Origin of the sequence: Streptomyces sp. NPDC006430 (assembly GCF_040612395.1) — a bacterium.
Taxonomy (GTDB): Bacteria; Actinomycetota; Actinomycetes; order Streptomycetales; family Streptomycetaceae; genus Streptomyces.
This window is the reverse complement of sequence record NZ_JBEXQA010000017.1, coordinates 118,960-131,014: the sequence shown is the minus strand read 5'-3', so window position 1 is coordinate 131,014 and position 12,055 is coordinate 118,960. Positions and strand designations below refer to the sequence as shown.

General features: G+C 72.1%; 6 protein-coding genes. All 6 read left to right on the top strand.

Features of this window, described 5'->3' with window-relative positions; translation table 11 throughout:
* Positions 1-93 precede the first annotated feature (93 nt).
* The 6 genes from ABZZ20_RS23585 to tmk all read left to right on the top strand — a co-directional run bounded on the left by ABZZ20_RS23585 (position 94) and on the right by tmk (position 12,015).
* Entirely contained in the window at positions 94-2,502 is a 2,409-nt protein-coding gene (locus tag ABZZ20_RS23585; protein ID WP_356872590.1) for a sodium-translocating pyrophosphatase, read from the top strand.
* Positions 2,503-2,699: 197 nt separating this feature from the next.
* Positions 2,700-3,263 (top strand): small secreted protein, encoded by a 564-nt coding sequence (locus ABZZ20_RS23580; protein ID WP_356872588.1) that lies wholly within the window; start codon positions 2,700-2,702, stop codon positions 3,261-3,263.
* Between the two features lie 99 nt (positions 3,264-3,362).
* Positions 3,363-4,928, top strand: a complete 1,566-nt coding sequence (locus tag ABZZ20_RS23575; protein ID WP_356872584.1) for a class I SAM-dependent methyltransferase — start codon at positions 3,363-3,365, stop codon at positions 4,926-4,928.
* Positions 4,929-5,128: 200 nt separating this feature from the next.
* Positions 5,129-5,326, top strand: a complete 198-nt coding sequence (locus tag ABZZ20_RS23570) for a hypothetical protein (RefSeq protein WP_356872582.1) — start codon at positions 5,129-5,131, stop codon at positions 5,324-5,326.
* 289 nt (positions 5,327-5,615) lie between these two features.
* Complete coding sequence (topA, locus tag ABZZ20_RS23565; protein ID WP_356872580.1) at positions 5,616-8,435, top strand: type I DNA topoisomerase; 2,820 nt, start codon at positions 5,616-5,618, stop codon at positions 8,433-8,435.
* A 292-nt stretch (positions 8,436-8,727) separates the two neighbouring features.
* Entirely contained in the window at positions 8,728-12,015 is a 3,288-nt protein-coding gene (gene tmk / locus ABZZ20_RS23560) for a dTMP kinase (protein WP_356872578.1), read from the top strand.
* The last annotated feature ends 40 nt before the right edge of the window (positions 12,016-12,055 follow it).

Sequence of the window (12,055 nt, the reverse complement as noted above, 5' to 3'; positions counted from 1 at the left end):
GCAGGCCAATTCCGTTTCCCGCGCACTGTTTTGATCGGGAAGAGCTCCCTACAATCCGTCCACATCTTGAGCTCATCACGTCAAGGAGGACGAATGACGGGGCTCTTCACCCCCAACGCGCCGATCGGTAACTTCGATCTGGCAGCCGCAGTACTCACTGATGACAATCGGCTCATCGTGATGGTGATTGCGGCCGTGGCACTCGCCGCGCTCGTCGTCGCGCAGATCCTGGTCCGCCAGGTACTCAGCGCGGACGAGGGAACCGACAGCATGAAGAAGATCGCCGCCGCCGTCCAGGAAGGCGCCAACGCCTATCTCGGCCGGCAGTTGCGTACCCTCGGGATCTTCGCTGTCGTCGTGTTCTTCCTGCTTTTCCTACTTCCCGCCGACGACTGGACCCAGCGGGCCGGACGTTCCGCCTTCTTCCTGGTGGGCGCCCTCTTCTCGGCGGCCACTGGCTACATCGGCATGCGGCTCGCGGTCCGCGCCAACGTCCGCGTCGCCGCCGCCGCACGCGAGGCCACCCCCGCCGAGGGTGAGCCCGCCAAGGACCTCACCACCGTCGCCCACAAGGCCATGCGGATCGCCTTCCGCACCGGCGGCGTCGTCGGCATGTTCACCGTCGGCCTCGGCCTCTTCGGCGCCTCCTGCGTCGTCCTGGTCTACGCCGCCGACGCCCCCAAGGTCCTTGAGGGCTTCGGCCTCGGCGCCGCCCTGATCGCGATGTTCATGCGCGTCGGCGGCGGCATCTTCACCAAGGCCGCCGACGTCGGCGCCGACCTGGTCGGCAAGGTCGAACAGGGCATTCCGGAGGACGACCCGCGCAATGCCGCGACCATCGCCGACAATGTGGGCGACAACGTCGGCGACTGCGCCGGTATGGCGGCCGACCTCTTCGAGTCGTACGCCGTCACCCTCGTGGCCGCCCTCATCCTCGGCAAGGCCGCCTTCGGTGACCTGGGCCTCGCCTTCCCGCTGATCGTTCCCGCCATCGGCGTCATCACCGCGATGATCGGCATCTTCGCGGTCTCTCCGCGCCGCTCGGACCGCAGCGGCATGACCGCCATCAACCGCGGCTTCTTCATCTCCGCCGTGATCTCGCTGGCGCTGGTCGCCATCGCCGTCTTCGCGTACCTGCCGGCGAGCTACCAGGACCTGGTCGGTGTCGAGGACGCTGCGATCGCCAACCACCCCGGCGACCCGCGCATCCTGGCCCTCGTAGCCGTCGCCATCGGCATCGTGCTCGCGGCCCTGATCCAGCAGCTGACCGGCTACTTCACCGAGACCAACCGCCGTCCCGTCCGGGACATCGGCAAGTCCTCCCTGACCGGCGCGGCCACCGTCGTCCTCGCCGGCATCTCCGTCGGCCTGGAGTCCGCCGTCTACACGGCGCTGCTCATCGGCCTCGGCGTGTACGGGGCGTTCCTGCTCGGCGGCACGTCGATCATGCTGGCGCTCTTCGCGGTGGCTCTGGCCGGCACCGGCCTGCTCACCACCGTCGGGGTCATCGTCGCCATGGACACCTTCGGGCCCGTGTCCGACAACGCCCAGGGCATCGCCGAGATGTCCGGCGACGTCGAGGGGGCCGGTGCGCAGGTGCTGACCGACCTGGACGCCGTCGGCAACACCACGAAGGCGATCACCAAGGGCATCGCGATCGCCACCGCCGTGCTCGCCGCCGCCGCGCTGTTCGGTTCGTACAACGACGCGATCGCGGGCGCGGTCAAGGAGGTCGGCGCCAAGGCCGGGGAGATGAACCTCAGCCTGGACATCGCGCAGCCCAACAACCTGGTCGGCCTGATCCTGGGTGCGGCGGTCGTGTTCCTGTTCTCCGGGCTCGCCATCAACGCCGTCTCCCGCTCCGCGGGCGCGGTGGTCTACGAGGTGCGCCGCCAGTTCCGCGAGCACCCCGGGATCATGGACTACAGCGAGAAGCCCGAGTACGGCCGTGTCGTGGACATCTGTACCAAGGACGCGCTGCGCGAGCTCGCCACCCCCGGACTGCTCGCCGTCCTCACCCCGATCGCCGTCGGCTTCGCGCTCGGCGTCGGTGCGCTCGGTTCCTTCCTCGCCGGCGCCATCGGCTGCGGCACCCTGATGGCGGTCTTCCTCGCCAACTCCGGTGGCGCGTGGGACAACGCGAAGAAGCTCGTCGAGGACGGCCACCATGGCGGCAAGGGCAGTGAGGCCCATGCGGCGACCGTCATCGGCGACACGGTCGGCGACCCGTTCAAGGACACCGCGGGCCCCGCGATCAACCCGCTGCTCAAGGTGATGAACCTGGTGGCGCTGCTGATCGCCCCGGCGGTCGTGCAGTTCAGCTACGGCGCCGACACGAGCGCGACCGTGCGGGCGATCGTCGCGGTCATCGCCATCGCCGTCATCATCGGCGCGGTGTACATCTCCAAGCGCCGCGGCATCGCCGTCGGCGACGAGGGCGACGACGCGGCGACCGCCGAGCGGGTGGCGGCCCAGCCGAACGATCCCGCGGTGGTCTCCTGACCCGAAGAACCACCCGAAGAACCACCCGAAGAGGTACCCGAAGAGCGACCTGAGGAGCGACCCGACGGAGGGACTCGAAGGTACACCCGAACGGCGGACGGGCGGCGCGGACTGACGCGCCGTCCGTCCGCCGTTCTGCGAGCTCGGATGGCGGACGTGTATCTTCCGGGCCGAGAGCCTTCGAAGGGACCAATCCGGTGAACAAGAAGTTTGCGGCCGCAGTGTCCGGCGGTGCGGTACTGATGCTCGTGCTGTCCGGCTGCGGCGGCGACGACGGGAACGAGAAGGCCGACGCCTGGGCGAAGAACGTCTGCGACAAGTGGCAGCCCGAGCTGAAGAAGATCGAAACGGCCAACGCCGACATCAAGCGCGTGGCGACCGAGACCAGCAAGCCCGACGAGGTGCAGAAGACGGACTCGGCGGCCTTCGGGACGATGTCCGAGTCGTACAAGGCGATGGGGGCCGCCGTGCAGGGAGCGGGAGTTCCCCCGGTCAAGGACGGCCAGGCGACCCAGGAGGCCGCCGTCAAGGGCTTCGAGGCGACGTCGAAGGGGTACGCCGACCTGAAGGCGAAGATGGACGCCCTGGACCCCAAGGACCAGACCAAATTCGCCGAGGGCCTCAAGGAGGTGGCCGGCGGGCTCCAGGCAGCCACCCAGGGCGGCAAGGACGCGCTCGACAAGCTCAAGGCGGGCGGCTTGGACAAGTCGATGAACAGCCAGAAGGGTTGCCAGGTCACGGCGCCGTCGCCGACCAAGTGAGTCGGCCGGCGAGCACGGTGTCCGGCGCCCGCGGCGGTACGCGGGCCGGGGCTTGAGTTCGCCGGTGCGCCGGGTTCCGGGGCCCCGGCCGCGCCGGCGATGCCGGGCGACCGGCCGCGCGGCGCACGGATCGGCGGTGCGAGCCCACACAATGGACGGGTGAGTACCACCAGCCTCCCCTCGCCCGACCGCGCCGCCGAGCTCCGCACCGCCCTGCTCGCCGCCGGCTTCACCGCCGATGGCCTGCTCGACCTGCTCGGCGCCCCCGCCTACGCCGCGCTGGCCCGCAGCGAGACGGTCCCCGCCCTGCGGGCCACCCGAGGCCGCGGCGACGGCCCGCTCGCGAGCCTGGTTCGGCTGTTCCTGCTGCGGCAGCCGGAGTCGTACGCGAACGCCGCGGCTGCCCTGCCCGTCGAGGCCGCGCTGACCGACGGCTGGCTCCGCCGGCAGGGCGACGAGGTGTACGCCACCGTCGACGTGCGCCCGTACGGGGGACCGGACGGCGAGGACTGGTTCATCGTCTCCGACCTCGGCTGCGCCGTCGGCGGCGCCGGCGGGATCGGCAGCCGCGAGGAGGGCGTGGTGCTCGGCGTCGGCGGTGCCTCCACCACGCTGGCCGGGATCACCGTCCGCATCCCGGTCGCCACCGCGCTCGACCTCGGCACCGGATCCGGCATCCAGGCGCTGCACGCCGCCCAGCACGCGACCCGGGTCACCGCCACCGACGTCAACCCCCGGGCCCTGGAGTTCACCCGGCTGACCCTGGCGCTGTCCGGCGCTCCCGAGGCCGAGCTGCTCCTCGGGTCCTTGTTCGCTCCGGTCGGCGATGCGACGTACGACCTGATCGTGTCGAACCCGCCGTTCGTGATCTCCCCCGGCGCGCGGCTGACGTACCGCGACGGCGGGATGGGGGGCGACGACCTGTGCCGGACGCTCGTCCAGCAGGCCGGTGACCACCTCAACCCGGGCGGTTACGCGCAGTTCCTCGGCAACTGGCAGCACGTGGAGGGCGAGGACTGGCACGACAGGGTGCGCTCCTGGGTGCCGCGCGGCTGCGACGCGTGGATCGTGCAGCGCGACGTGCAGGACGTCACGCAGTACGCGGAGCTGTGGTTGCGTGACGCGGGGGACCACCGCACCGACCCCGCCGAGTACGCGCGGCGCTACGAGGAATGGCTGGACGAGTTCGAGGCCCGCAAGACCAAGGCCGTCGGCTTCGGCTGGATCACCCTGCGCCGCAGCGACGCGGAGGAGCCGTCGATCGTGGTCGAGGAGTGGCCGCACTCGGTGGAACAGCCGCTCGGCGACGCCGTACTGGCCCACTTCACCCGGCAGGACTACCTGCGCGGCCACGACGACGCCGCCCTGCTGGAGGCCCGCTTCGTGCTGGCCGAGGAGGTCGTCCAGGAGCAGGTCGGCGCGCCCGGGGCGGAGGACCCCGAGCACGTGGTGCTGCGGCAGAACCGCGGGATGCGGCGCGCCACCAAGGTCGACACGGTCGGGGCGGGCTTCGCGGGAGTGTGCGACGGCTCACTCACCGCGGGCCGGATCCTCGACGCGATCGCACAGCTGGTGCAGGAGGACCCGATCGTGCTGCGGGACCGGACTCCGGAGGCCATCCGGATGCTGGTCGAGCAGGGATTCCTGGAGCCGGTGGAGCGCTGAGCGGCCCGGTCCGGGCCGAGGCGGCCGGGCCCCAGCGGCGCGGTTGTGGCGGCCGGGCCGTGGCCGGATCCGTGATGTAACCCCGGGTTCGCTCCCTGTTTCCCCTCGGCTGGCAGGCTCCCGCGCAGGGGAACGACCAGGGGGATCCAGAGGGATCCAGGGGGACCCCGAGAGCGGTCCGGGGGCAAGGGGGGAACGGCATGGAAAGCGGTCCGGCGATCTTCGCGGCGGCCGTCTTCCTGCTGTTCGGGGCCGCTCTGCTGGGCTGGACGGGGGCGCGCACCCTGCACGGTGCGCCGGTGGCCGAGGGTGTGCTCCCCGTCGTGGCCGTACCGCTGGCGCTGCTCGCCGGCGGGGCGTCGCTGGGCCTCGGCGTGTGGTGCCTCATGCGGCTCTGACCGCAAGGGTGAGGCGACCGGCTGCGTGCCGGGATCCGGGGCGGGATCCGGGTCGGAAACAGGACGTCAGGCGGGGTGCGAGGGCGGGGCCAGACGGCCCCCTGGCCACTCGGCCCGGTGATCGCGACGGGTCCGCCGCGGTATCGGGGCGGCAGAAATGGCACTTGTCGGGTTACCGTTCGAGTGGCCGTTGCGGGCTTCTGCCGTTTGACACGGGGGCGGGTTGTACCGTCACACTCCGCAGCGTCGCCGTACTGCGACCGAGTGCCGACCGGAGAGAAGAGCCAAGTTGTCCCCGACTAGCGAGACCGCAAAGGGCGGCCGCCGACTCGTCATCGTCGAGTCCCCTGCCAAGGCGAAGACGATCAAGGGCTACCTCGGCCCGGGATACGTCGTCGAGGCGAGCGTCGGGCACATTCGCGACCTCCCGAACGGCGCCGCCGAGGTCCCCGACAAGTACACGGGCGAGGTTCGCCGCCTCGGCGTGGACGTCGAGCACGACTTCCAGCCGATCTACGTCGTCAACGCCGACAAGAAGGCCCAGGTCAGGAAGCTCAAGGAGCTGCTGGCCGACTCCGACGAGCTCTTCCTCGCCACCGATGAGGACCGCGAGGGCGAGGCCATCGCGTGGCACCTGCAAGAAGTCCTCAAGCCCAAGGTCCCCGTCCACCGGATGGTCTTCCACGAGATCACCAAGGACGCGATCCGCGACGCCGTCGCCAACCCGCGCGAGCTGAACCAGCGCATGGTCGACGCACAGGAGACCCGCCGCATCCTCGACCGCCTCTACGGCTACGAGGTCTCGCCGGTCCTGTGGAAGAAGGTCATGCCGCGGCTGTCGGCCGGCCGCGTCCAGTCGGTGGCCACCCGCCTCGTCGTCGAGCGGGAGCGCGAGCGCATCGCCTTCCGCTCCGCCGAGTACTGGGACCTGACCGGAACCTTCTCCACCGGCCGCGCCGGTGACCCCTCCGACCCGTCGACCCTGGTCGCCCGCCTGAACGCGGTGGACGGCAAGCGGATCGCGCAGGGCCGCGACTTCGGCTCGAACGGGCAGCTCAAGAGCGAGGTGCTGCACCTCGACGAAGCGAACGCGCGGGCGCTGGCTGCCGCGCTGGCGGAGACCTCGTTCGCCGTCCGCTCGGTCGAGTCCAAGCCGTACCGCCGCTCCCCGTACGCTCCGTTCCGCACGACGACGCTCCAGCAGGAGGCCTCGCGCAAGCTGGGCTTCGGCGCGAAGGCGACGATGCAGGTGGCGCAGAAGCTGTACGAGAACGGCTTCATCACCTACATGCGTACGGACTCCACCACGCTCTCCGACACCGCGGTGTCGGCGGCGCGGGCGCAGGTCACGCAGCTCTACGGGGCCGACTACCTGCCCGAGAAGCCGCGCGTCTACGCCGGCAAGGTCAAGAACGCGCAGGAGGCGCACGAGGCGATCCGCCCCTCGGGTGATCGTTTCCGCACCCCCGCCGAGACCGGTCTGACCGGCGACCAGTTCCGCCTGTACGAGCTGATCTGGAAGCGGACCGTCGCCTCCCAGATGAAGGACGCGGTCGGCAACTCGGTGACCGTGAAGATCGGCGGGACGGCCTCGGACGGCCGGGACGTCGAGTTCAGCGCCTCCGGCAAGACGATCACCTTCCACGGCTTTATGAAGGCCTACGTCGAGGGCGCGGACGACCCGAACGCCGAGCTCGACGACCGCGAGAAGCGGCTCCCGCAGGTCGCGGAAGGCGACGCGCTGTCCGCCGAGGAGATCACTGCGGACGGCCACTCGACCAAGCCGCCGGCCCGCTACACCGAGGCTTCGCTGGTCAAGGAGCTGGAAGAGCGCGAGATCGGCCGCCCGTCGACGTACGCGTCGATCATCGGCACGATCCTGGACCGCGGGTACGTCTTCAAGAAGGGCACGGCGCTCGTGCCGTCCTTCCTGTCGTTCGCCGTGGTGAACCTGCTGGAGACGCACTTCGGTCGGCTCGTCGACTACGACTTCACGGCCAAGATGGAGGACGACCTCGACCGCATCGCCCGGGGCGAGGCCCGGTCCGTGCCGTGGCTGAAGCGGTTCTACTTCGGCTCCGAGGAGGCGTCGGAGGTCGTACCGGCCGACGGCGACCACCTCGGCGGTCTGAAGGAGCTGGTCACGGACCTCGGCGCGATCGACGCCCGGGAGATCTCCTCCTTCCCGGTCGGCGAGGGCATCGTGCTGCGGGTCGGCCGGTACGGGCCGTACGTGGAGCGGGGCGAGAAGGACGCGGAGGGCCACCAGCGGGCCGACGTCCCGGACGACCTGGCGCCGGACGAGCTGACGGTCGCGTACGCGGAGGAGCTGTTCGCGAAGCCGAGCGGCGAGTTCGAGCTGGGCAAGGACCCCGTGAGCGGGAACCAGATCGTCGCGAAGGACGGCCGCTACGGGCCGTACGTGACGGAGATCCTGCCCGAGGGCACCCCGAAGACGGGCAAGAACGCGGTGAAGCCGCGCACGGCCTCGCTGTTCAAGTCGATGTCGCTCGACACGGTGACCCTGGACGACGCGCTGAAGCTGATGTCCCTGCCCCGGGTCGTGGGTGTGGACGCGGAGGGCGTGGAGATCACGGCCCAGAACGGCCGCTACGGCCCGTACCTGAAGAAGGGCACGGACTCGCGGTCGCTGGAGACCGAGGACCAGCTGTTCACGATCACGCTGGACGAGGCCCTCGCCATCTACGCGCAGCCGAAGCAGCGCGGGCGGGCGGCGGCCAAGCCGCCGCTGAAGGAGCTGGGCACGGACCCGGTGAGCGAGCGCCCGGTGGTCGTCAAGGACGGCCGCTTCGGTCCGTACGTGACGGACGGCGAGACGAACGCGACGCTGCGGCGGGACGACGACGTCGAGACGATCACCCCGGAGCGGGGCTACGAGCTGCTCGCGGAGAAGCGGGCGAAGGGCCCGGCGAAGAAGACGGCGAAGAAGGCCCCGGCGAAGAAGGCCCCGGCGAAGAAGGCGCCCGCCAAGAAGGCGACGGCGACCAAGACGGCTGCTGCGAAGAAGACGACGGCGACGGCGAAGAAGACCGCCGCCAAGAAGACGGTCGCGAAGAAGACGGCCGCCGCCCCGGCGTCGGACGACTAGGTTCCGACTAGGTTCCGACGGACGACCAGGTTCCGACCGGGTTGGACCGGCTTCCGTCCGGCTTTGGACCGGGGTTCGGACCGGCTTTCGGACCGGGCTTCGGACCGGGTTTCGACCGATCCGTGGCCAGGGCCCCGTGCGTACGCACGGGGCCCTTCCGCTTCGGTCCCCACCTCCGGTTGACGCAGCCGCACCTGCCACGCGCCCCCGCAGGCCAGAGTGCGGGACGGGTCACAGCCGGGGTTGTCCACAGGGCTCCGCAGCTGGCAAGCGCAACGGATAGGCTGGGCGGATGACGCGAGCCGAGCAGCCAACGGTCGTGACCGCCCCCGCGAACCCCACCTACGACGAAGCCCTCGCCGCGGATTCCCGCGAGCGTGCGGTGCGCGCCCTGCTGCGCACACCCAGGCTGCGCCGGCTGTGGAGCGCCCAGTTGGTGAGCGGCATCGGTGATGCCCTCGCACTGCTGGTGCTGGTGCTGCTGGCCTTCCAGACGGGCGTCACCGAGGAGACCTTCGGGGGCGGCTACCAGGGCTGGGCCCTCACCATCGCCGCCGTCTTCGGGGTCCGGATCCTCTCCACCCTGCTCTTCGGCGCGGTGCTGCTCGGGCCGCTGGCCAAGCTCCTCGCGCCGAGGGAGGCCGGCGGCAAGCTCGACCGCCGCTGGACCATGATCGGCGCCGACGGGATCCGGCTCGGCCTGTTCGTCGTCGCGCCGCTCTGGCTCGACTGGATCCCGGCCCACGCACTGACCGCGCTGCTCGCCACCGTCTTCGTCTCCGGCGTCGCCGAGCGGCTGTGGACCCTGGCCAAGGACAGTGCGGCCCCCGCCCTGCTGCCCGCGCCGCCGCCGGAGGGGGCGACCGTACGGCCGCTGCCCGACCACCTCGACGCGTTGCGCCGGCTGAACCTGCGCACCTCCTTCGCAGCGATGCCCGTGGCCGCCGCCGTACTGCTCGGCGCGACCCTGGTCGGCAAGGCCCTCGGCCTCGGCGTGGACTGGTTCGCCGCGAACCAGTCCGCCCTGGGCTCGTACGTGGCCTCCGGACTCTTCGCGGCATCCGTGTCGCTGCTGCTCCCACTGGTGCTGCCCGCGTCGAAGACCCCGCGCCCGCGCTCCCCGCTGGAGGGCCTGCGGGCCCCCAAGGCGGGGGACCGCCCGGACAAGGGTCGTACGGGGGCCGTTCCGCTGCTCGTCCTGGCCTGCGCCGCGGTCGCCGGGGCCGTGTCCAGCGCAGCCGCCGTGGCCGTCCTGCACGCCTTCGACCTGGGCGGCGGCCCCGCCACCTTCGCCTTGCTCGTCCTTGCCCTGCTCGGCGGCACCGCCATCGGCATCCGCGCCACCCAGGCCGGCAAGGTGCTCCCCGCACTCTCTCGGCGCCGGTTGCTGGCCCTGGCCGTCGCGGTGGCGGGGCTCGCCCTGCTGTTGAGCGGGCTGGTCCCGGACACGGCGACCGTGCTGTTCCTGTCGCTGCTCGCCGGTACCGCCGCGGGCATCGCCGCCAACACCGGGCACACCCTGCTGGACCAGGAGACCGAGGAGTTCCGCAGGGCCCGGGTCACCGAGCACCTGCAGGCCGTCGTACGGGTGGCCGTGGCCCTCGGAGCCGTCCTCGCCCCGGTCCTGGCCGCGGCGATCGGCCCGCACCGGCTCGCCGCCGGGGACGTCGTCTTCGAGCACGGCGGGGCGGCATTCACCCTGATGCTGGTCGGCGCCCTGCTGCTGCCGGTCGCCGTGGTGGTGCTCGCCAAGGCCGACGACCGCCGCGGCGTGCCGCTGCGCCGCGACCTGCGCGAGGCGCTGCGCGGCGGGGAGCCGGTGCAGGCCGCCTCCGACGCCGGCTTCTTCATCGCCCTGGAGGGCGGGGACGGCGCCGGCAAGTCCACCCAGGTCGAGGCGCTGGCCGACTGGATACGGGGCAAGGGCCACGAGGTCGTCGTGACCCGCGAGCCGGGGGCCACCCCGGTCGGCAAGCGGCTCCGCTCGATCCTGCTCGACGTCTCCTCGGCCGGGCTGTCGAACCGCGCCGAGGCCCTGCTGTACGCCGCCGACCGGGCGGAACACGTGGACACGGTGGTCCGCCCCGCCCTGGAGCGCGGCGCCGTCGTCATCTCCGACCGCTACATCGACTCCTCGGTGGCCTACCAGGGCGCCGGCCGTGACCTGTCCCCGACCGAGATCGCCCGGATCTCGCGCTGGGCCACGGACGGGCTCGTCCCGAACCTGACCGTGCTGCTCGACGTGTCGCCGGAGGCGGCGCGCGAGCGGTTCACGGAGGCGCCGGACCGACTGGAATCGGAGCCTGCGGAATTCCACCAGCGGGTACGGGCCGGCTTCCTGACCCTCGCCGCGGCCGACCCCGGCCGCTACCTGGTGGTCGACGCCGGGCAGGACCCGGAGTCGGTGACCACCGTCGTACGGCACCGCCTGGACCGAATGCTTCCGCTCTCCGAGGCCGAGCTCGCGGCTCAGGCCGAGGCCCGGCGCCTCGCCCAGGAGGAGGCCCGGCGCAGGGCCGAGGAAGAAGCGGCGCGCAAGGCGGAGGAAGCGCGTCTGAAGGCCGAGGAAGAAGCCCGGCTGAAGGCCGAGGCCGAGGCCGCGCGCATCAGGGCCGAGGTCGAAGCCGCTCGCAAGGCGGAGGAGGAGCGGCTGCGCGCCGAGGAGGAGGCCCGCGCCCGGGCCGAGGCCGAGCGGCTGCGCGCGGAGGCCGAGGAGAAGGCCCGCGCGGCGGAGCAGGAGCGGCTGCGCAAGCAGGCGGAGGAGGAAGCCCGGCTGCGCGCCGAGGCCGAGGAGCGGCGGCTGGAGAAGCAGCGGCGGGCCGAGGAAGCCCTGCTCAAGGCCGAGGAAGCCCGTCGTCTGGCCGCGGCTGCTGCGGCTGCCCAGGCCGCGGCTGCTGCGGCGGCCCGGGCGGCGTCTTCGGCAGCTGCTCCGGCTCCCGCCCCGAGTGCTCCCGCGGCGCCTTCCCCCAAGGTGGCGATGACGAAGGAGCCGTTCCCGGACGACGCCGTGACGGTCGAGACCCCGGTGGCCAAGCGGGTCGTGCAGCCGGACGACGTGACCCAGACGGTTCCGGTGCCGAAGGTCGATCCGACGGCACAGACCTCGGTGCTGCCGGCCGTCCCCGCGGCCGGCCCAGCCGACGAGACGGCCGTCCTGCCGCCCGTACGTCCGTCCCGTACGAGCCCTCCCGCTGCCGAGGCCTCGAACGGTCAGGCCCGCTCCGCCGTACGGCCGACGGCCCGGCGTTCGCAGGAGAGCCCGGCGGACCGGGTGCCACCGGGCATCTTCCGGGATTCCGACAATGAAGTGACCCGTGAGCTCCCTGCCCTCGGCGACGACGGTCGGCCGAGCGCGCCGAGCGCGCCGAGCGCGCCGAGCGCGCCGAGCGCGCCGAGCGGGCAGAGCGGGCAGAGCGGGCAGAGCGGGCAGAGCGGGCAGAGCGGGCAGAGCCGGCCGGGCCGGCCGCGGCCCGTCTGGGCCGAGGAGACCCCGCTGGACGACCTGCCGACCCTGGCGGACGAGCTGCTCGGGCCGCACCGGGACGACGAGGACGACGACGGCGGGCCTCGCCGCCGCTGACGGGGATTGTCAGTGGCGCCCGCCACACTGGGGGCGGGCA

Coding starts and splice junctions, on each gene's coding strand:
- ABZZ20_RS23585 (WP_356872590.1), top strand. CDS start 94: ATGACGGGGCTCTTCACCCCCAACGCGCCGATCGGTAACTTCGATCTG.
- ABZZ20_RS23575 (WP_356872584.1), top strand. CDS start 3,363: ATGCCGGGCGACCGGCCGCGCGGCGCACGGATCGGCGGTGCGAGCCCA.
- ABZZ20_RS23570 (WP_356872582.1), top strand. CDS start 5,129: ATGGAAAGCGGTCCGGCGATCTTCGCGGCGGCCGTCTTCCTGCTGTTC.
- tmk (WP_356872578.1), top strand. CDS start 8,728: ATGACGCGAGCCGAGCAGCCAACGGTCGTGACCGCCCCCGCGAACCCC.